Below are 20462 nucleotides of genomic sequence, written 5' to 3'. Positions count from 1 at the left end.
GAAGGTAACGCAATGCAACCGCGGTTGCCTTCGCCCGTCCGCTGCGCAATCATCCATGCTTATCGTGCGTACCCCATCAGCACTTTTCTGCGACGATGTTGTTGACAAAAACAGCACACTGGCCATAGACATGAACAAATTCAAGTTAAAACACCTCGCCCTCTCCATTGCGACGGCCGCCAGCCTCATGGCCATGCCCTTGCAGCAGGCCCACGCCCAGAAGGGCGAGCAGGTCGTCCAGGACGGCATCGCCGTCAAGCCGCTGTCGCGGGTGCGCGTGCTTGTTCCGGAAGAACAGATGAACGAAGCGGCGGCCCAGCAGTACCAGGCCATGGTTTCGCAGGCGCAGCAGAAGGGCGTCCTGGTGCCGGCGACCGATCCGCAAGTGAAACGCCTGCGCGGCGTTGCCCAGCGCATCATCCCGCATACGCCGCGCTGGAACCAGTCGGCGAAAAACTGGGACTGGCAGGTCAACCTGTTCGAGCAGCCGCAGGTCAATGCGTTCTGCATGCCCGGCGGTCGAATCGGTTTCTACACCGGCATCATCAACCAGCTGAAACTGACGGACGACGAGATGGCCGCCATCATGGGCCACGAAATTGCGCACGCGCTGCGCGAGCACGGCCGCGAGCGCACCGCCAAGTCCGGCATCACTACGATGGTGGCGCGCGGCGCCGGCGCCCTCGGCTCGGCCATCTTCGGTATTGATCCGAGCATCACCAATACAGTGACCGGCATGATCGGCCAGGGCGTAGTGCTGAAATTCTCGCGCGACGAGGAGCGCGAGGCGGACCTGGTCGGCCTCGACATCGCCGCGCGCGCAGGCTACGACCCACGCGCGGGCGTGGCGCTGTGGCGCAAGATGGGGATGCTGAACAAGGGTGCGCCGCCCGAATTCATGTCGACCCACCCGGGCGGCGAAACCCGTATCGGCGACATGGAACGGCACATGAACGTGCTGCTGCCGCTGTACGCGCGCAGCAAGGGCACCAGCGTCAACCGCCTGCCGCCCTACCGCACCAACGTCGCCCTGAAGTAAGGGAGGTGTGATGGGGCGCCAGGCCGAAGCCAATTCCTACGTCCCCCTCCCGGTTCGCAACGGCGTCGCGCCCAGCTACCTGTGGCTGACCGAGACGCTGGCCGGCGGCATGCTGCGCTTTTTGACCGAGCGCTTTCCCGACGTGGCGCCCGCATCGTGGGCGGCACGGCTGGAGCGGGGCGAGGTGGTCGACGCCCTGGGCGCGCCCCTGCAAGCGAACAGCCATGTCCGCAAAGGCATGCGCGTCTGGTACTACCGCGAGCTCGACGAGGGTGAAACCCCGATCCCGTTCAGGGAACAGATCCTGTTCCAGGACGAGCACCTTCTGGTCGTCGACAAGCCGCATTTCCTGCCGATGATCCCGACTGGGCGCTTCCTGCACGAGACGCTGCTGGTGCGCCTGAAAGCCCAGCTCGAGCTGCCGCACCTCACCCCCATCCACCGGCTCGACCGCGAAACGGCAGGCGTGGTCATCTTTTCGCACAACATCGAGACGCGCGGCAGGTACCAGTCGATGTTCCAGAAACGGGTGGTCAAAAAAACCTATGAAGCGCTGGCCGGCCCGATCGAAGGGCATGCTTTCCCCTTCACCTACACGAGCCGCATGGTCGACGGCGACAAGTTCTTCGTCATGACCGAGGAGCCGGGCGAACCGAATTCGGAAACGCTCATCGAGCTCATCGAACGCCGCGGCGACATCGTGCGCTACCGCCTGCACCCGCACACGGGACGCAAGCACCAGTTGCGCCTGCACCTGGCCTCATTGGGCGCACCGATCCTGAACGACGCCTTCTACCCGGTGGCGCTGCCCTGCAAGGGGGACGATTTTTCAGCGCCTCTGCAACTGCTGGCGCGCTCGATCAGCTTTGACGATCCGCTCACCGGCCAGTCGCGCACGTTCACGAGCGAACGCACGCTGGCCTGGCCGGAGTAGCGCTGCTTACAGGTGGTAGTCGATAATCAAGGGGGCGTGGTCCGAAAAACGCTCGTCCTTATAGACCGATACCGCATGCGCCTTGGCGGCGATGCCTGGCGTCGCGACGTGGTAATCAATGCGCCAGCCCACGTTCTTCGCCCATGACTGGCCACGGTTGCTCCACCAGGTGTAGTCGGCCGCTTCCGGCGCCACCACGCGGTGCACGTCGACCATGCCCAGCTCGTCGAAAATGCGCGTCATCCACGCGCGCTCTTCCGGCAGGAAGCCCGAATTCTTCTGGTTGCTCTTCCAGTTCTTGAGGTCGAGTTCCTTGTGCGCGATGTTCCAGTCGCCGCAAATGACGACTTCACGGCCCTCGGCTTTCAGCTGCTGCAGGTGCGGCAGGAACACTTCCATGAAGCGGAACTTGGCCAGCTGGCGCTCGGGCGAGGAGGAACCGGACGGGCAGTACACGGAAATCACGGTCAGGTTGCCGAAGTCGCAGCGGGTATAGCGCCCCTCGGCATCGAACTCCGGGCAGCCGAAGCCGATCAGTTTGCTGTCGGGCGCGCAGCGGCTGTAGACGCCGGTGCCGGAGTAGCCCTTCTTTTCGGCGTAGTGGAAATGGCCGTGGTAGCCGTGCGGACGGAGGAATTCCTCGGTCATGTCGGCTTCCTGGGCTTTCAGTTCCTGCACGCAGATGAAGTCGGCATCGACCTTGGCGAGCCAGTTGAAAAAGCCTTTTTTGTGGGCCGAACGGACACCGTTGAGGTTGGCAGAGATAATTCTTGGCATGGATCAAAAGAAGAAAAGGGCAGTACGGCCCGGGGTGCGGCGACAGTGTAACGTGTTTTGGGTGCTTCCGAAATGCGTGGCCGTTGCGGCAATGGAACGGCTGGGGAGGGGGCGGTGGGCGCCCCGGTAATCTGTTAAACTGGTCGACGCCCGCGACACATTTTATGCCGTTAGGCAATCTCCTGAAGGGAAATGCCGTGATCACGAACGAAGGCCCTGTGTCCCGCGAGAATCGTCCGGAAAATGCCCACGTTGTACGTTTCTATGACGACGACGCTGTGTTGATGGACGAAGTCGCCGGTTTCATCGCACAGGCTCTGCAAGTGGGCGGCGTTGGCCTTGTCATCGCCACACCGGCTCATGAAGCCGAACTGCGCAGGCAGCTCGGCAAGGATGCCGGGCACTCGGCCCAGCATCTCGTCTTCCTCGATGCGCAAGTGACGCTGGAATGCTTCATGGTCGACGGCTGGCCCGACGAGCAGGCCTTCCGCAGGGTGATCCGCCAAGCGGCGGCGCCGGCCATCGCCCGCGGCGCCGTCCTGCATGCATTCGGCGAAATGGTCGCGCTGCTGTGCGCCGAAGGGCGCTACGGCGCCGCCATCCGCCTCGAGCAAATGTGGAATGCGTTGTCGGACGAGATGCAGTTCTCGCTGTTCTGCGCCTATCCGTGGCAGCTGTTCCCCAATACCGAACTGGCCGAGCAATTCGAGCAGGTCTGTGCGCAGCACAGCCATGCCTGCACCCACGCACCGGCCGGCCGCATCCACGACGTCAAGGGCAAGCCGCTGCGCCTCGTCGGCCTCGAGCGCAAGGCGCTGACGGTCGATGCCGAGGTGGCACGTCGCAAGGACCTGGAGCAGGCCCTGCGCCAGCGCGAACAGGAACTGGCCGACTTTGTCGAGAACGCGGCCGAGGGACTGCACCGGGTCGGCCCGGACGGCACCATCCTGTGGGCCAACAAGGCCGAACTGCAGATGCTCGGCTACCGTTGGGAGGAGTATGTCGGCCACCCGATCGCCGATTTTCACGTCGATGCGCCGGTCATCGAGCAGATCCTCGAAACGCTGGGCGCCGGTGGCACCCTGTACGACCAGCCCGCCCGCTTGCGCTGCAAGGATGGCTCGGTCAAGCATGTCCTGATCAACTCCAACGGTTTGTTCGAACATGGGAAGCTGCGCTACACGCGCTGTTTCACGCGCGACGCCACCGCCCACCACGAGCGCGACGAAGCATTGGCCCAGCGCGAACGGATGCTCGACGAGCTGACCGCGGCAAACCGCACCAAGGACGAATTCCTCGCCATGCTCGGGCACGAATTGCGTAACCCGCTGTCGCCGATCGTGACCGCGCTGCAGCTCATGCGCCTGCGCGGCACGCCCGGCGCGGAGCGCGAAAGGGCGATCATCGAGCGCCAGGTGGACCACCTCGTGCGCCTGGTGGACGACCTCATGGACGTCGCCCGGGCTACCCGTGGCCAGATCGAACTGAAATTCGAACATGTCGATATTGCCCAGCCCCTGGCGAAAGCCGTTGAAATGGCGAGCCTGCTGCTGGAGCAGCGCGGCCACCGCATGGAGGTCGACATCGAGCCTGGCTTGCGCTGGGAGGGCGATCCGATGCGCCTGGCCCAGGTGGTGTCGAACCTCCTGACGAACGCGGCGCGCTATACACCGCATGGCGGCCGGATCGCCTTGCGCGGCCGTTCCGATGGCCCGGGCTGGCTGTGCATCAGCGTTACCGACAACGGCATTGGCCTTGCCGAAGACATGCTCACGCAGGTGTTCGACCTGTTCTTCCAGGGCAAACGCGGCGTCGATCGCAGCGAGGGCGGGCTGGGCATCGGCCTGGCGCTGGTCAAGAACATCGTCGAGCTGCACGGCGGTGTGGTGCAGGCGCGCAGCGCAGGAGCCGGGCAGGGCAGTGAATTCGTCGTACGGCTGCCGCTGCGCAGCGCCGGCGCGTCCAGCGAACCGGCTGCGGCGCTCGGGGTCGCGCCGGCGTTCGCGCAGCGCCGCATCATGATTGTCGACGATAACGTCGATGCTGCCGAAACGCTCGGCCTGCTGCTGGAGGCGCACGGCCATGTGGTCGAAGTCTTCAACGATCCGGCTGCCGCGCTGGACGCCGTGCAGCGGCTGCAGCCGGACCTCGCGGTGCTCGACATCGGCCTACCGGACATGGACGGCTGCGAGCTCGCCGTTCGCCTGCGCCGCCTGCTGGGCGCGCATCCATGCCGTCTCGTGGCGCTGTCGGGCTATGGGCAGGAGGCGGACAGGGAACGCAGCGCCGCGGCCGGGTTCGCGCGGCACCTGGTCAAGCCGATCACGCCAGACGAGGTGGCGCGGCTTGCCGGCGACGCCTGAAAACGGCGGGGCCGGTCCTCCTGCCCGGCTGGGAGGATTAAAATACGTGTTTTCGAATTGATGGAGAACTGCGTGAGCAATCTGCGCCAGGAGTTTATTGCATTTTCGGTCGAGGCCGAAGTATTGAAGTTCGGTCAGTTCACGACCAAGGCGGGGCGGCTATCTCCCTACTTTTTCAACGCCGGCCTGTTCCACGACGGCGCAACGCTCGGTCGCCTCGCCCAGTTTTACGCGCAGACGCTGCTCGACGCGGGCGTCGAATTCGACATGCTGTTCGGGCCCGCCTACAAAGGCATCACCCTGGCCTCGAGCACAGCGGTTGCGCTCGCTGCCAAGGGCCGCAATACCTCGTTCGCCTACAACCGCAAGGAAGCCAAGGACCACGGCGAGGGCGGCACCATCGTCGGCGCCAAACTGCAGGGCAAGGTCATCATCATCGACGACGTGATCTCGGCCGGCACCTCGGTACGCGAATCGGTCGAGATGATCCGCGCCGCCGGTGCAGAGCCGGCCGCCGTGCTGATTGCACTCGACCGCATGGAGCGCTCGGGCAAGGATGGCGCGCTGTCGGAGGGCTCGGCGGTGCAGCAGGTGGCGAAGGAGTTCGGTATTCCGGTCATCTCGATCGCCAACCTGGAAGACCTGTTCACCTACCTGTCGGGCGAAGGGGCAGGGGCCGAGCTGGGGCAGCACAAGGATGCGGTGGCGGCGTATCGGACGCGTTACGGCGTGTGAGGCCTACCGGGCATTACGCATAAAAATTCACGCATAAAAAAACCGGAGCATTGCTCCGGTTTTTTCGTATCTACCAGCTGAAATCAGCCCGCCAGCTTCTTCTTCAGCAGCTCCGTCACCTGCGCTGGATTCGCCTTGCCCTTCGAGGCCTTCATCGCCTGACCGATCAGCGCGTTGATTGCCGCTTCCTTGCCGGCGCGGTACTGCTCGACCGACTTGGCGTTCGCCGCCAGCACTTCGTCGACGATCCCCTCGAGGGCACCGGTGTCCGAAATCTGCTTCAGGCCCTTCTGTTCGATGACGATGTCGGCCAGGTTTTCATCCGTCGACTTGGCTTCCCACATGGCGGCGAACACTTCCTTGCCGGCCTTGTTCGAGATCGTGCCGTCGGCGATGCGCTTGATGAGCAGTGCCAGCTGCGACGCTTCCACCGGCGACTCGGTGATGTCCACGCCTTCGCGGTTCAGGGTCGAGGAGACGTCGCCCATCATCCAGTTGGCGATGGCTTTCGCGTTTTCCTTGCCGGCCTTCGCCACCACGGCTTCGTAGTAGGTCGCCATGCCCTGCGAGGAGGTGAGGATCAGGCTGTCGTATTCCGGCAGGCCGTAGTCGCCGGTGAAGCGCGCGCGCATGGCGCCTGGGAGCTCCGGCATGTCGGCGCGCACGCGCTCGATCCACTCCTCGGAAATCATCAGCGGCGGCAGGTCCGGGTCGGGGAAGTAGCGGTAGTCCTGCGCATCCTCTTTCGAGCGCATGGAGCGGGTTTCCTTGCGGTCCGGGTCCCACAGGCGGGTCGCCTGCTGGACCTTGCCGCCGTCTTCGATCAGTTCGATCTGGCGCCGCACTTCGTAGTGGATCGCTTCTTCCATGAAGCGGAACGAGTTCAGGTTCTTGATCTCGCAGCGGGTGCCGAATTCCTGCTGGCCCAGCGGGCGTACCGAGACGTTGACGTCGCAGCGGAAGGAGCCTTCCTGCATGTTGCCGTCGCAGACGCCCAGCCACATCACCAGCGAGTGCAGGGCCTTGGCATAGGCCACCGCTTCGGCTGCGCTGCGCATTTCCGGTTCCGACACGATTTCCAGCAGCGGCGTTCCGGCGCGGTTCAGGTCGATGCCGGTCATGCCGGCATAGTCTTCGTGCAGCGACTTGCCCGCATCCTCTTCCAGGTGGGCCCGGGTCAGGTTGACGGTCTTCGTCTCGAGCTTGCCCTCCTTCTCGTAGCCGAAGGTGACCGTGCCGCCCTGGACCACCGGGTCTTCGAACTGGCTGATCTGGTAGCCCTTCGGCAGGTCAGGGTAGAAGTAGTTCTTGCGGGCGAAGACGGACTGCGGTGCGATTTTCGCGCCGACCGCGAGGCCGAAGCGGATCGCGCGCTCGACCGCTCCCTTGTTCATGACCGGCAGCACGCCCGGCAGCGCCAGGTCGACCGGGCTGGCCTGCGTGTTCGGCTCGGCGCCGAACTGGATCGAGCTGCCGCTGAAGATTTTCGAATTGGTCGTGAGCTGGACGTGGTTCTCAAGACCGATGACGACTTCCCATTGCATGGTGTTCTCTCTTTGTATTCTCTGTGCGGGCACGGTTTGCGTTAGACGCCTTCAGGCGCGCGTTGGTGCCAGTCGGTCGCCAGCTGGTACTGGTGCGCGATGTTGAGCAGCTTGGCTTCGGCAAAATAATTGCCGATGATTTGCAGGCCGACCGGGCGCTTGCTGTTCTTCTCGCCCTGGCCGAAACCGCAGGGGATCGACATGCCGGGCAGGCCTGCCAGGCTGGTCGAGAGCGTGAAGATGTCGGCCAGGTAGTTGGCGACCGGGTCATTCGTTTTCGAGCCCGCGTCCCATGCCACCGTCGGCGCCACCGGCCCCATGATCACGTCGCACTTGTCGGCGAATGCAGCCTGGAAGTCGTCGGCGATCAGGCGGCGGATCTTTTGCGCCTGCACGTAGTAGGCGTCGTAGTAGCCGTGGCACAGCACATAGGTGCCGACCAGGATGCGGCGCTGGACTTCGCGGCCAAAACCCTCTGCACGGGTTTTCTTGTACATGTCCTGCAGGTCCTTGTACTCGCTGGCCCTGTGGCCGTAGCGCACGCCATCGAAGCGCGACAGGTTCGACGAGGCTTCGGCCGGGGCGATGATGTAGTAGGTCGGGATCGACAGGGCCGTTTTCGGCAGCGAAATATCAACCAACACCGCGCCCAGGGCCACGAACTGTTCGAGCGCGGCGCGCACGGCGCTTTCGACGTCGGCGGCCAGGCCTTCGCCGAAGTATTCGCTTGGGACGCCGATGCGCAGGCCGTCCAGCGGTTTGTCGAGGTCGCGCGTGAAGTCTTCAGGCTGATTGCCCTGTTCGAAGGTCAGGCTGGTCGAATCGCGCTCGTCGTGGCCGACCATTTCGTTCAGCAGCAGGGCGCAGTCTTCGGCGGTCTGGGCCATCGGGCCGCCCTGGTCGAGCGAGGAGGCAAACGCGATCATGCCGAAGCGCGACACGCGACCATAGGTCGGCTTGATGCCCGACACGCCGCAGAACGCCGCCGGCTGGCGGATCGAGCCGCCGGTGTCGGTGGCAGTGGCGGCCGGCGCCAGGCGCGCGGCGATCGCGGCGGCCGAGCCGCCCGAGGAGCCGCCCGGCACCGCCAACGCGTCCCACGGATTTTGCACGGGGCCGAAGGCCGAGTTCTCGTTGGCCGAGCCCATCGCGAATTCGTCGCAGTTCACTTTGCCGAGCGTGACCATGCCGGCCGCGTTGAAGCGGTCGACGACGGTGGCGTCGAAGGGGCTGACATAGTTGGCCAGCATCTTCGAGCCGGCAGTCGTGCGCCAGTCGCGGGTGACGAAGATATCCTTGTGCGCGATCGGCACGCCGGTCAGGGGGCCTGCCGTGCCTTCGGCAATGCGCTGGTCGGCGGCGGCGGCCTGGGCCAGCGACAGCTCCGGGTTCACGTGCAGGAAGGCGTTGTGCCCGCTCGCTGCGATGCGGTCCAGGTAATGGCGGGTGAGTTCCGTGCTCGATACCTGCTTTGCGTGCAGCAGCGCCGACAGCTCTTTGATGGTTTTGGTGTGCATGGTGCTCAGTCTCTTGGATGCTGGTTACTCGATTACTTTCGGCACCAGGTACAGGCCGTCTTGTGCCTTCGGCGCCGGCGCCTGGTAGTCGTCGCGGCGGTTCTCTTCGGTCACCAAGTCTTCGCGCAGGCGCAGCGGCAGGGCCAGGATCGCGGCGAGCGGATGCGACAAGGGCGCAACACCGGTCGTGTCGACGGCCTGCATCTGTTCGGCCAGGGCGAAAATGCCGTTCAACTCGCCCAGCGCGGTCTCCGCATGGGCGTCGTCCAGGTCGAGCTGGGCCAGGTTGGCGATCCGTTTTACGTCTGAAAGAGTCAGGGACATGGCAAAAAGCGCGGCATGGGCCGCGTTCAAAATGTGATTGGACGGATAACGGAATTGCGCGTTGTTTATCGATAAGCGCTGTTGAACGCCTTGCTACAGTCGATAAAAGCTTGTTAATCCCGTCGATCTCGCTTCGGGAACTGAGGGGTAAAACCCCCTGTTCTTAGCGTTTAATCGGTAAATTATAAGGTAGAATGGCGGGCTAATGCGTGGTCTGCGCCGAATGAGCGCGACCCCGGACGCATGAAAGAGCATGACAAGACCGCCGGGCGCAGGCAGGGCCGACGCGGCGAGGACACCCGATCAATAGTTTAGGCGCGACCACGCGCATCAGGACACACATGTTTGGATCTTTACGCAGCTACTTCTCGAACGACCTGGCCATCGACCTGGGTACCGCCAATACGCTGATCTATGTGCGCGGCCAGGGCATTGTGCTGGACGAACCGTCGGTCGTGGCGATCCGCCAGCAGGGCGGCCCGAACGGCAAGAAAACGATCCAGGCGGTCGGCAAGAAGGCCAAGCAAATGCTGGGCAAGGTACCGGGCAACATCGAGGCGATCCGCCCGATGAAGGACGGCGTGATCGCCGACTTCACCGTGACCGAAGAAATGCTCAAGCAGTTCATCCGCATGGTGCACGATTCGAAGTTCTTCCGCCCGTCGCCGCGCATCATCATCTGCGTGCCTTGCGGTTCGACCCAGGTCGAGCGCCGCGCGATCCGCGAGTCGGCCCTGGGCGCCGGCGCCTCGCAGGTGTTCCTGATCGAAGAGCCGATGGCCGCCGCGCTCGGCGCCGGCCTGCCGGTATCGGACGCGACCGGCTCGATGGTGGTCGACATCGGCGGCGGCACGACCGAAGTGGGCATCATCTCGCTGGGCGGCATGGTCTATAAAGGCTCGGTGCGCGTCGGCGGCGACAAGTTCGATGAGGCCATCGTCAACTACATCCGCCGCAACTACGGCATGCTGATCGGCGAGCAGACCGCCGAAGCGATCAAGAAGGCCATCGGTTCGGCCTTCCCGGGTTCGGAAGTCAAGGAAATGGAAGTCAAGGGCCGCAACCTGTCCGAAGGCATCCCGCGCGCGTTCACCATCTCGAGCAACGAGATCCTGGAAGCCCTGACCGACCCGCTGAACAACATCGTCTCGGCCGTCAAGAACGCGCTCGAGCAGACCCCGCCGGAACTGGGCGCCGACATCGCCGAGAAGGGCATGATGCTGACCGGCGGCGGCGCGCTGCTGCGCGACCTCGATCGCCTGCTGATGGAAGAGACCGGCCTGCCGGTGCTGGTGGCCGAAGACCCGCTGACCTGCGTGGTGCGCGGCTCGGGCATGGCGCTGGAGCACAACGACAAGCTGGGTTCGATCTTCTCGTACGAGTAATTCGACCGGCCGTATGAAGAGGTGAGAAGGATGGGCAGGCGCGCGGCTTCAAGCCGATCGCCTGCCCATGCTGCCATTCGCACCATTCGTCGCATCGGCCGTCATCACTGAAATTCATGGATTACAGTCCTCCGCCGCTATTCAAACAGGGCGCCCCGGCGCGGGTGAAGGTGACCGTGTGCGCCCTCCTGTCGCTGGTGCTGCTGGTGGTCGACGCGCGCATGCACGTCCTGGACACCGTGCGCCAGGTCGCCGGCACCGTGCTCTACCCCTTGCAGATGGCCGCGCTGATGCCGCGCGATGCCGTCTCCAGCATGGGCGGCTATTTTTCCTCGCTCTCGAGCCTGCAGAATGAAGTGCGCGACCTGAAGAACCAGCAGGTGGCGCAAGCCCAGGCCATGCAGCTGGCCCAGCTCCAGATGGCCGAGAACGCCCACCTGCGGCGCCTGCTCGAAGCCCGCGAATACCTGCCGACCGGGTCAATCATGAGCGAGATCCTGTACGACGCGCGCGACCCGTCCACGCGCCGCATCGTGCTCGACCGCGGCTCTCACAACGGCGTGCAGCCCGGCCTGCCGGTGATCGACAATGCCGGCGTGATCGGCCAGGTCACCCGCGTGTTCCCGTTCACCTCCGAAGTCACCCTGCTGACCGACAGGGACCAGGCCATTCCGGTGCAGGTGCTGCGCTCGGGCCTGCGCAGCATCGCCTACGGCCGCGGACGTTCCGGCCTGCTCGACCTGCGTTTCGTGGCGCCGGATGCCGACATCCAGGTGGGCGACGTCATCGTCACCTCGGGCCTGGACGGGATGTATCCGGCCGGGCTGGCGGTGGCCAAGGTCATGCAGGTCGAGAAGGTCGCGGCCGGCGCCTTCGGGCGCGTGGTCTGCCAGCCGCTCGGCGGCGTCGACCGCCACCGCCAGCTCCTGATCGTCAAGTCGGGAGCGGCCAAGGCGCCGAGGCCCGCGGACGCGCCGGTACCGGCGGCGCATGCGGTACGCCGCAACCTGCCGAAGATGGAGCCGGTGCCGCTGCCCCCGCTGCCGGCCTCGCCACTGCCTGCGCAAGGTGTGCCGGCGCAGCCGGGCACCGCGCCCGGTTCGGTGGCGGGCGCGCCCGCCGCGACGGTGACGCCGGTCCCGGCCGCCGCACCGAATACGGCTGTTCCCGCCACGCCAACGCCGAACGCCGGGGTGCCGGTACGCGGCGCAGGCGCCCCGGCCGCCGCGCCACGCCAGGCGCCGCCCGCGGGCACGAACGCCGTGCAGCCCGGCCCGGCGGCTACCGGTGCGCCGGCCGCCGTCCCGACCGCCGTGCAGCCCGGCCCGGCGGCTACCGGTGCGCCGGCCGCCGTCCCGACCGCCGCCCTGACCCCGCCGGCGCAGCCGGCCACCCGCAAGGAGGGCGCGTAATGCCCGGACACCGCCCCAACTACATCCTGCTGCCGGTCAGCCCGCTGTTCATCGCGTTCAGCCTGACCTGCGCCTTCATGCTCAACCTGCTGCCCTGGGGGCGCTGGACCGGCGCGCCCGATTTCGTGGCGCTGGTGCTGGTCTTCTGGGGCATCCACCAGCCGCGCAAGGTCGGCATCGGCGTCGCCTTCGGCATGGGCCTGCTGATGGACGTCCACGACGCCACGCTGCTGGGCGAGAACGCACTGGCCTACACGTTGTTGTCCTACGTGGGCACCATGATCCACCGCCGCGTGCTGTGGTTCCCGGTGGCGACCCAGGCCATGCACGTGTTCCCGCTGCTGCTGCTGGCCCAGGCGATCCAGGTGCTGGTGCACTTCATCGCGACCGGCCGCTTCACCGGCTGGCTGCATTTCATCGAAAGCGCCGTCGCCGTCGCCTTGTGGCCGGTGATCACCTGGCTGCTGCTGGCGCCGCAGCGGCGCGCGGTCGACCGCGACCATACCCGCCCGATCTGATGTTCCTCGTCGCGCAGTAAATGACCGAACGCAGTAATGACTGACGCAGTTAATGACAGAAATTAAAGACAGCGACCGCGAGATCCACCATTTCCGCATGCGCCTGACGGTGATGCTGGGGATGGTGTTCGTCTGCTTCGGCATCCTGGTGGCCCGCTTCGTCTGGCTGCAGGTGGTCCAGCACGACACCTATCACGCTCAGGCCGAGGACAACCGCATCGCCCTGGTGCCGATCGTGCCCAACCGCGGCCTGATCGTCGACCGCAACGGCGTGGTCCTGGCGCGCAACTACTCGGCCTATACGCTCGAGATCACGCCGTCCAAGCTGCAGGCGAACATGGAGTCGGTGATCGACGAGCTGGCCAAGCTGGTGGCGATCGAGGCGAAGGACCGCAGGCGCTTCAAGCGCCTGCTGGAAGAGTCGCGCAGCTTCGCCAGCGTGCCGCTGCGCACCCGCCTGACCGACGACGAGGTGGCGCGTTTCACCGCTCAGCGCTTCCGCTTCCCCGGCGTCGAGGTGCAGGCAAGGCTGTTCCGCCAGTACCCGCTGGGGGAGGTCGCTTCGCACGTGGTCGGCTACATCGGCCGCATCAACCAGAAGGAATCGGATGCCCTGGCCGAGAGCGATAACGCGGCCAACTACAACGGCACCGAACACATCGGCAAGGAAGGCCTCGAGAAGCGCTACGAGAGCTACCTGCACGGCACCACCGGCTACGAACAGGTCGAGCGGACCGCGGGCGGGCGCGCGATCCGCACGCTGTCGCGCCGCGCCCCGGTCCCGGGCAGCAACCTGATCCTGTCGATCGACATCGAACTGCAGAAGGTCGTCGAGGAGGCCTTCGGCGACCAGCGCGGGGCCTTCGTGGCGATCGAGCCGGAAACCGGCGACGTGCTGGCCTATGTGTCGCGCCCCGGCTTCGACCCGAACTTGTTTGTCGACGGCATCGACACCCAGAGCTGGAACGAACTGAATACCTCGCTGGACAAGCCGCTGATGAACCGGCCGCTCTCGGGCACCTATCCGCCGGGCTCGACCTTCAAGCCCTTCATGTCGCTCGCCGCGCTCGAGCTGGGCCTGCGCCGGCCCTCGGATGCGATCCGCGACCCCGGTTTCTTCATGCTGGGCGGGCACCGCTTCAACGACGACAAGCCAGGCGGGCATGGCACCGTCGACATGTACAAGTCGGTCGTCGAATCCTGCGACACCTATTACTACCAGCTCGGCCACGAGATGGGCGTCGACCGCATGTCGGCTTTCATGCGCCCCTTCGGTTTCGGCGAGCCGACCGGCATCGACCTCGACCACGAAAAGACCGGCGTGCTGCCCTCAAAAGAGTGGAAGGCGAACCGCTTCCGCCGCAACCGCCAGGCCCAAAAGTGGGTGGGCGGCGACACCATCTCGATCAGCATCGGCCAGGGTTTTAATAATTACACCATGATCCAGCTCGCGCACGCGGTGGCCAACCTCGCCAACAACGGCGTGGTCATGCGGCCGCACCTGGTCAAGCTGATCGAGGACGGCGCCACGCGCCAGCGCACCATGACAGTACCGAAGGAAAGCCGGCGCATCCCGCTCAAGCAGGAAAACATCGACTTCATCAAGCACACGATGGTGGGCGTGACCCAGGAAACCTACGGTACCGGCCACCGGGCCTTCAAGAACGCGGGCTATATTTCGGCCGGCAAGACCGGTACCGCCCAGGTGATCGGCCTGAAAGGGCAGAAGTACAACGCCAATGCGATCGACGAGCGTCACCGCGACAACGCGCTGTATGTCGCCTTTGCGCCGGCCGACAAGCCGCGCATCGCGATCGCCCTGGTGGTCGAGAACGCCGGCTTCGGCGCAGCCTCGGCGGCGCCGATCGCGCGCAAGGCGCTCGACTATTACCTGCTCGGCAAGCGGCCCACGCCGCCCAAGCCGGCCACCGACGTTCCCGCCACAGCCGCTCCAAAGGCGGTTACGGCAGCCCATCACTAGGAGCCACCGGATGGCCTATTATCCCGAGCGGCGTTCACTCAGCCGCCGCCTGAAGCCGTATTTCAACGTGTTCGACTGGCCGCTGGCGATGATCCTGTTCATGCTCGTCACCACCAGCATGATCACCATGTCCTCTGCCGGCACCGAATTCCCGGGCCGGGTCGAAGCCCAGATGCGCAATTTCATCCTGGCCTTTGTCGTCATGTGGGTGGCCTCGCTGCTGTCGCCGCAAACGCTGATGCGCATCGCAGTGCCCGTTTATACGGTCGGGGTCGCCTTGCTCATTGCGGTGGCGATGTTCGGCATCATCAAGAAAGGCGCGCGGCGCTGGCTGTACATCGGGGTCGACATCCAGCCCTCGGAAATCATGAAGATCGCCACGCCCCTGATGATTGCCTGGTATTTCCAGCAGCGCGCCAAGGCGGGGCAGTGGAAGTCATTCGTGGTGGCGGGCGTGCTGCTGCTGATTCCCTTCGTGCTCATCGCCAAGCAGCCCGACCTCGGCACGGCGCTGCTGGTCGGCGCTTCCGGCTTTTACGTGATCTTCCTCGCCGGCCTGCCCTGGAAGGTGCTGATCGGGCTGGCCGTGGCCGCCGCCGCCGGCATGCCGGTGGCCTGGTCGATGCTGCACGACTACCAGCGCGAGCGGGTGATGACGCTGATCGACCCGACCTCCGACCCGCTCGGCAAGGGCTTCCACATCATCCAGTCCGTGATCGCCATCGGTTCGGGTGGCGTGACGGGCAAGGGCTACCACCAGGGCACCCAGGTCCAGCTCGAATTCGTGCCCGAACAGACGACCGACTTCGTGTTTTCGGTCTACTCGGAAGAATTTGGACTGGTCGGCAACCTATTTCTTTTGGTAATCTATCTGTTGCTGATCGGCCGCGGCGCGATGATTGCTGCCAACGCCCCGAACATGTTTTCGCGGCTGCTGGCCGGCTCGATCACGATGATTTTCTTTACGTATGCCTTTGTCAATATGGGCATGGTGAGCGGGATCCTGCCCGTGGTGGGAGTTCCGCTGCCTTTCATGAGCTACGGCGGTACCGCGTTCATCACGCTGGGCCTCGGCGCCGGTATATTGATGAGCATACAACGGCACCGGAAGCTGGTGCAGACCTGAATGGAGGAGGATGCGATGACCGCTCCGAGACATCTCCCAGCGGTCATTGCCCTCGCGGCATTAATGACCGGATGCGGATCGACTGGCGAACACAAAAGCCTGGTTCCGCTACCCTGGAAACATAAAATCACCGGCGAACATAGTCCGGTACTTCCCGCCGCCGGTTCCGGCCGCGGGGGGTACTACAAGGACGACGGCCCAGGGCGCAACATCCCGCAGGGCCTGGAACTCGTCCCGGACGCCGTCGTGCGCGCTGAACCCTACCATAAATGGGCGAACCGGCCGTACGCCGTTCTCGGCCAGACCTACACGCCCTTCCTGCACGAGAACCCGTTCGTGCAGCGCGGCGTGGCCAGCTGGTACGGCGTCAAGTTCCACGGCCAGCGCACCTCGTCGGGCGAGCCCTACGACATGTACAAGATGACGGCGGCCCACCCGACGCTGCCGATCCCGTCGTATGCGCGCATCACCAACGTGGCGAGCGGCAAATCGGTCGTAGTGCGGATCAACGACCGCGGCCCTTTCCACGCCAGCCGCGTGGTCGACGTCTCGTACACCGCGGCGCTGAAACTCGGCCTGCTCGGCAGGGGCAGCCACGAAGTCGAGATCGAGCGCCTGTTTCCGAACGACCCGATCCGCCTCGCGCGCGAACGCCGCGCCGCCACTTCGCAGGCCCAGGCATTGACGCCGTCGCCGGAAATCGCGGCCCTGATGCTGGAAGGCCGCGTGCAGACCGACAGCGCCGCGCTCGCACAAACGCTGCCCGCCGCGGCTGCCAAATCCACAGCGGCTGGCTTCTACCTGCAGCTGGGTGCCTACAGCCGCGCCGAGAAGGCGCAGGAAATGGGCCGCCAGCTGGCCGACGCCGGTGTCGCCATGGGTAACCTGGAAGTGGCGCCTGCCGGCGCCGTGCACCGCCTCTACGGCGGGCCGTTCGGCTCGCGCGCGGAAGCGCAGCAGGCGGCAAAGGCCTTGCCGCCGGGGTTCGGGTTGAAGCCGATTGTGGTGAAGCGCTAGGGTATCACCTGCAAATGTGCAGCGCCGCCGCCGGCATTCCCCGTCCCGCCTCGGCGATACGCCTGCGCACAGTCGTATCGATGTCGCGGAAGCGGTAGGCGAAGCGCTGCGATTGCGGGCCGCGCGGCAGGATGCGGACGTTCTCCACGCCCTGTTTTGCCAGCGTCGCCGCATGCACGCGCGCGGCCGCGTCGGTCTTGAATACGCCCAGGGAGATCGCCCAGCGCAAGGGCGACTCGCCCTGCATCACGAAAAAGCTGACCACGCCGCGTTGGCGCAGCTCGGCGCTGCGGCGGTCCGCGCCTTCCTTGCCGCCCTGCGGAGGCAGGTAGACGAGGTGGCTGGTCACTTCCTGGAAGGGCACGGTCAGGCGGGTCTGGCGCGCGCCCAGGTCGAGCCTAGCCAGGCGCGACTCGAAACGGCGCGCGTCGCCCGCCGTGAACGCATCCGTCTCGATGCAGGCGAGCAGCGGGACGATGGCGGGGACGGGCAGGGCTGGAGCGGCCGGCGCCGCAGTCGCGGTCTCGGCGGCGGTCTCGGCGCCAGGCTCGGCCGGCACCCCTGCGCTGGACACGGCATGCGCCTGCTCGCCCGTGAGCAGCACCAGCTTGCTCGCTGCGAGCTGGTTGCGCAGGCGCCCCGGTTCGCGCGCCCCGCCGTCGAGGTTGCCCAGGAAGCCCTGCCCATACGCGAACACCAGCGCGTTCGCGCACAGCAAAGCCCAGAATACGAATCTCATCACGCCTTGTCTCCTACTGGGCTTCCGCTTGAGCCCCCGCTTGCGGTTACGGCCAGCAGCACCGCGTGCAGCCCGACCAGCACGATATTATCGACCATCCGATGCGCAAGCTTGAGGGCCGGCGCAATAAACGGCGCCGCGCCGCCCGAAACGATGCAGGCGGCCGCGCCGTGGCTTGTCACCGCGCGCTCGATCGCGCCGGCCTGTGCCGACAGGCAGCCCGACACGATGGCGTCCTGCGTGTTGTCGGCGAACAGGGGCGGCGGCGTGGCCCCTGGCTCGGCTTGCGGCAGCTGGGCGGTGTTGCGCGCCAGCGCGCCGGCCATCAACGCCAGGCCCGGCAGGATCATGCCGCCCACAAAACGTCCATCGGTGTCGATCGCGTCGATCGTGGTTGCGGTGCCACACGTCGCCACCACCAGCGCCTGGCCGGGCAGCAGCGCGCGGGCGCCGATGGCTGCGGCGAAGCGGTCGCACCCGAGCCGCTCCGGCTCGCGGTAACCATTGACCAGTCCCGCGCGCGCGGCGCTGGACGCGAACCATTCGGTATCGATCGGGCCGAGCAGGGCGGCCAGCCGCGCGCGCATCGCCGGGCCGGCCACATTCGAGACGATGGCGCGCGTAATTCCGGTCTCACTGCGGCCGGCCTCGATCCAGCCGGCGCCGGCCGCATCGAGACCGTCATGCAGCGCCGCTCCCTGGGCCAGCCAGTCGCCCAGCGCGGCGTCGTCGCGCGCCAGCGCCCACTTCACCCGGGTGTTTCCCGCATCGACCAGCAGCAGCATCAGGCGCCCTTCATGCGCAGCGATACGTCGCCGGACAGCACCGCGACGCGGCCCGCGGGCGTGTCGAGCAGCAGGCGGCCGGACTCGTCGACGCCGGCGGCGACGCCTTCGTGCAGCACGGCGCCCCTATCCAGGACGATGACCGGCTCTCCCTGCCAGGCATGGCGCAGGTTCCAGCGCGCCACGAACAGGGGGAAGCCGCCACGCTCGAATTCGCGCAGGCAGCCAGCCAGGCCGTCGAGCAGCGCGGCCATGAGCGAGTCGCGCTCCATGCGCGCCAGCCAGGGCAGCGACGCGACGTTGCGGCCGATCCGCGCTTCGAGTTCGTCGGGCATCAGGAGGTTCAGGCCGATGCCGATGACGGCCCAGGTGCCGCCACCCGGCGCCGCCTGGGTTTCAATCAGGATGCCGGCCAGCTTGTCGCCGTCGCGCAGCACGTCGTTCGGCCACTTCAGGCCGACCTGCACGCCGAGCCGCTCGAGCGTTTCGGCCAGCGCCACACCGACGGCCAACGGCAGGCCCGCGAGGCGGGTCAGGGCGCCCTCGAAAGGCCAGGCCAGCGAGAAGGTCAGCGAGCCTTCGCTCGACGACAGCCAGCTGCGTCCCGCCCGCCCGCGCCCGGCGGTCTGGCTGCGGGCGACCAGCAATAGCGGTTCAGTCAGAGGTTCACGGAAATTCGCAGCGCGTGCCAGCAGGTCGGCATTGGTCGAGCCGGTCTCCTCGACGACTTCGACCGCAATATGTGTGCCCGACAGCGCACCGGACAGCGCAGCAATCGTGCCGGCGTTCACGCGGCCTCCTTCGGCGCCTTGGTCGGGGCCCGCGAAAACAGCAGGTCGAACAGGGCATTCGGCAGCGCGCCGAGCAGTCTGGCAACGAGGCCCATCTGCCAGGGCAGCACGCGGTAGCTGTCGCCGCGTGCAATCGCGCGCGCGGCGGCGGCGGCGAAGCGCTCGGCGGGCATCAGGAAGGGCATGGGAAAACGGTTGTGGCGGGTCATGGGGGTGTCGATGTAGCCGGGGGCGATGGTGACGACGCGGATGCCGGACGACTTCAGTTCCAGCCGCAGCGATTCGCAGTACACGCGCACCGCCGCTTTCGAGGCGCAATAGGCGCCGGCGCCGCGCATGCCGCGCACACCGGCGACGCTGCCGATGGCCACCAGCCGGCGCGCGCCGGTGTGCGCTTTCATTGGTGTGACGAAGGGGGCGAAGGTGGCGACCAGGGCATTGACGTTGGTGGCGAAGACCGCATCGAAGACCGGCAGGTCGTTCGGGCGTTCGGTCAGGGTGCCGTGCGAAATGCCGGCGCTGGCGATGACGATGTCGGCGCCGCCGGCGGCAAGCAGGAAGTCGCTTGCCGCCGCGGCCAGCGCCGCGTGGTCGAGGATGTCGACCGCATAGGTACGGTGGCGTTCCGGATGGGGCAGGGTGGCGACCAGGGCCTCCAGGGCATCGCCGCGCCGCGCGAGCAGGCCCAGGGTGGCGCCGCGCGCCGCGTATTCGCGCGCCAGTGCGGCGCCGATGCCGCTCGAGGCGCCGGTGATGAAGACCCGGTCGGCCCCAGCCGCTGCGGTCATTTCTTGTCCGCTTTGGCTTTTGCCACCAGTGCGTCCATCACTTGCAGGGCGGCGGCGTGCTGCTCGGCCTCGTTGTGTCCGTGCGCGTGATCGTGCGCCTTGCCTTCGCCCGCCATCGACGGCGAGGTGAGGAAGCGGCCGTCGATCGCGACCAGCGGCCAGTGATCAACCTTGTACTCGCTCATCATGGCGCCGGCGCGGCGTACCTTGGCCTGTACCCCGAACGAGCGGTAGGCGTCCAGGAAGCGGGCGCGGTCGATGCCGGCCTGTGCGGCCCATGCGAGCACCTGCTCGTCGTCGGCCAGGCGCAGGCGCTGCTGGTGCATGGCGGCGAAGGCCTTGCCGTGGTACTGCTGGAGGAGGCCGAGCGACTCGAGCGTGTAGTACAGGCGCTGCTGGGCCAGGCCGCGCTGGCCGGCATCGACGTGCACGCGCCGGAAGACGATGTTGTCGCCCTGTTTCCTGACCCAGCTTTCGAGCAGCGGTTCGAAGGCATTGCAGTGCGGGCAGGCGTACGAGAAGAACTCGATGACTTCGACCTGCTTGCCGGCCGGCGTGTCCAGTTTCTGCGGCAGTACCTGGTACTGCTCGCCTTCCTTCGGTGCGGTGGCGGGCGCGGCAAAGGCGGCGCCGGTCAGGCCCAGCAGGACGGTGGTGCACAGCAGGCGGCGAAGCAATTGCATCAGG

The 20462-nt window shown here is 66.2% G+C and carries 19 protein-coding genes; 10 read left to right on the top strand and 9 right to left on the bottom strand.

What is annotated here, in order from left to right:
- Nucleotides 1–130: 130 nt before the first annotated feature.
- Both ACFPN5_RS02465 and ACFPN5_RS02460 read left to right on the top strand, forming a co-directional pair.
- Entirely contained in the window at nucleotides 131–1039 is a 909-nt protein-coding gene (locus ACFPN5_RS02465; protein WP_379779727.1) for a M48 family metallopeptidase, read from the top strand.
- Between the two features lie 10 nt (nucleotides 1040–1049).
- Nucleotides 1050–1973 (top strand): pseudouridine synthase, encoded by a 924-nt coding sequence (locus ACFPN5_RS02460; RefSeq protein WP_379779725.1) that lies wholly within the window; start codon nucleotides 1050–1052, stop codon nucleotides 1971–1973.
- Nucleotides 1974–1979: 6 nt separating this feature from the next.
- Here the strand turns inward: ACFPN5_RS02460 and ACFPN5_RS02455 are convergent, their stop codons facing one another.
- A complete protein-coding gene (locus ACFPN5_RS02455) occupies nucleotides 1980–2750 on the bottom strand; it encodes an exodeoxyribonuclease III (protein ID WP_379779723.1) in 771 nt (256 codons plus the stop codon).
- Between the two features lie 197 nt (nucleotides 2751–2947).
- Between ACFPN5_RS02455 and ACFPN5_RS02450 the strand changes: the two genes are divergently transcribed.
- Complete coding sequence (locus tag ACFPN5_RS02450) at nucleotides 2948–5113, top strand: ATP-binding protein (RefSeq protein ID WP_379779721.1); 2166 nt, start codon at nucleotides 2948–2950, stop codon at nucleotides 5111–5113.
- A gap of 72 nt (nucleotides 5114–5185) precedes the next feature.
- Nucleotides 5186–5848, top strand: a complete 663-nt coding sequence (gene pyrE, locus ACFPN5_RS02445; protein ID WP_379779719.1) for an orotate phosphoribosyltransferase — start codon at nucleotides 5186–5188, stop codon at nucleotides 5846–5848.
- 83 nt (nucleotides 5849–5931) lie between these two features.
- On the opposite strand, the gene gatB is transcribed toward pyrE, so the two are convergent.
- From gatB to gatC, 3 genes are read right to left on the bottom strand one after another with little or no spacing between them, the layout of a single operon-like run.
- Nucleotides 5932–7410, bottom strand: a complete 1479-nt coding sequence (gene gatB, locus ACFPN5_RS02440; protein ID WP_379779809.1) for an Asp-tRNA(Asn)/Glu-tRNA(Gln) amidotransferase subunit GatB — start codon at nucleotides 7408–7410, stop codon at nucleotides 5932–5934.
- Between the two features lie 23 nt (nucleotides 7411–7433).
- A complete protein-coding gene (gene gatA / locus ACFPN5_RS02435; RefSeq protein WP_379779717.1) occupies nucleotides 7434–8909 on the bottom strand; it encodes an Asp-tRNA(Asn)/Glu-tRNA(Gln) amidotransferase subunit GatA in 1476 nt (491 codons plus the stop codon).
- A gap of 24 nt (nucleotides 8910–8933) precedes the next feature.
- Nucleotides 8934–9233: an Asp-tRNA(Asn)/Glu-tRNA(Gln) amidotransferase subunit GatC gene (gene gatC / locus ACFPN5_RS02430; protein ID WP_379779715.1), complete on the bottom strand. Its 300-nt coding sequence runs from the start codon at nucleotides 9231–9233 to the stop codon at nucleotides 8934–8936.
- Nucleotides 9234–9574: 341 nt separating this feature from the next.
- Between gatC and ACFPN5_RS02425 the strand changes: the two genes are divergently transcribed.
- The 6 genes from ACFPN5_RS02425 to ACFPN5_RS02400 all read left to right on the top strand — a co-directional run bounded on the left by ACFPN5_RS02425 (nucleotide 9575) and on the right by ACFPN5_RS02400 (nucleotide 16672).
- Nucleotides 9575–10618 carry a rod shape-determining protein gene (locus ACFPN5_RS02425; protein WP_193687199.1) on the top strand — a complete coding sequence of 348 codons (1044 nt, stop codon included), beginning with the start codon at nucleotides 9575–9577 and terminating at the stop codon, nucleotides 10616–10618.
- Nucleotides 10619–10734: 116 nt separating this feature from the next.
- Complete coding sequence (gene mreC / locus ACFPN5_RS02420) at nucleotides 10735–12030, top strand: rod shape-determining protein MreC (RefSeq protein WP_379779713.1); 1296 nt, start codon at nucleotides 10735–10737, stop codon at nucleotides 12028–12030.
- Entirely contained in the window at nucleotides 12030–12548 is a 519-nt protein-coding gene (gene mreD, locus ACFPN5_RS02415) for a rod shape-determining protein MreD (protein ID WP_379779711.1), read from the top strand. The genes mreC and mreD overlap by 1 nt, the downstream gene beginning before the upstream one ends.
- A gap of 52 nt (nucleotides 12549–12600) precedes the next feature.
- Entirely contained in the window at nucleotides 12601–14529 is a 1929-nt protein-coding gene (mrdA, locus tag ACFPN5_RS02410) for a penicillin-binding protein 2 (RefSeq protein WP_379779709.1), read from the top strand.
- A gap of 10 nt (nucleotides 14530–14539) precedes the next feature.
- A complete protein-coding gene (gene rodA, locus ACFPN5_RS02405) occupies nucleotides 14540–15655 on the top strand; it encodes a rod shape-determining protein RodA (RefSeq protein WP_379779707.1) in 1116 nt (371 codons plus the stop codon).
- Nucleotides 15656–15670: 15 nt separating this feature from the next.
- Nucleotides 15671–16672: a septal ring lytic transglycosylase RlpA family protein gene (locus tag ACFPN5_RS02400; RefSeq protein WP_379779705.1), complete on the top strand. Its 1002-nt coding sequence runs from the start codon at nucleotides 15671–15673 to the stop codon at nucleotides 16670–16672.
- A gap of 4 nt (nucleotides 16673–16676) precedes the next feature.
- On the opposite strand, the gene ACFPN5_RS02395 is transcribed toward ACFPN5_RS02400, so the two are convergent.
- From ACFPN5_RS02395 to ACFPN5_RS02375, 5 genes are read right to left on the bottom strand one after another with little or no spacing between them, the layout of a single operon-like run.
- Nucleotides 16677–17411, bottom strand: a complete 735-nt coding sequence (locus tag ACFPN5_RS02395; protein WP_379779807.1) for an SPOR domain-containing protein — start codon at nucleotides 17409–17411, stop codon at nucleotides 16677–16679.
- Nucleotides 17411–18196 carry a type III pantothenate kinase gene (locus tag ACFPN5_RS02390; protein ID WP_379779703.1) on the bottom strand — a complete coding sequence of 262 codons (786 nt, stop codon included), beginning with the start codon at nucleotides 18194–18196 and terminating at the stop codon, nucleotides 17411–17413. The genes ACFPN5_RS02395 and ACFPN5_RS02390 overlap by 1 nt, the downstream gene beginning before the upstream one ends.
- On the bottom strand, nucleotides 18196–18987 hold the full coding sequence (locus ACFPN5_RS02385) for a biotin--[acetyl-CoA-carboxylase] ligase (protein WP_379779701.1): 792 nt from the start codon (nucleotides 18985–18987) through the stop codon (nucleotides 18196–18198). The genes ACFPN5_RS02390 and ACFPN5_RS02385 overlap by 1 nt, the downstream gene beginning before the upstream one ends.
- The gene (locus ACFPN5_RS02380; RefSeq protein WP_379779699.1) at nucleotides 18984–19775 is read right to left on the bottom strand and encodes an SDR family oxidoreductase; all 792 of its coding nucleotides are present in this window, start codon (nucleotides 19773–19775) and stop codon (nucleotides 18984–18986) included. Before ACFPN5_RS02380 ends, ACFPN5_RS02385 begins: the two co-directional genes overlap by 4 nt.
- Entirely contained in the window at nucleotides 19772–20458 is a 687-nt protein-coding gene (locus tag ACFPN5_RS02375) for a thiol:disulfide interchange protein DsbA/DsbL (RefSeq protein ID WP_379779697.1), read from the bottom strand. The genes ACFPN5_RS02380 and ACFPN5_RS02375 overlap by 4 nt, the downstream gene beginning before the upstream one ends.
- Nucleotides 20459–20462 lie beyond the last annotated feature (4 nt).

This window comes from Massilia niabensis (assembly GCF_042655085.1).
Taxonomy (GTDB): Bacteria; Pseudomonadota; Gammaproteobacteria; order Burkholderiales; family Burkholderiaceae_D; genus Telluria; species Telluria niabensis.
This window is presented reverse-complemented; position numbering and strand designations above follow the sequence as displayed.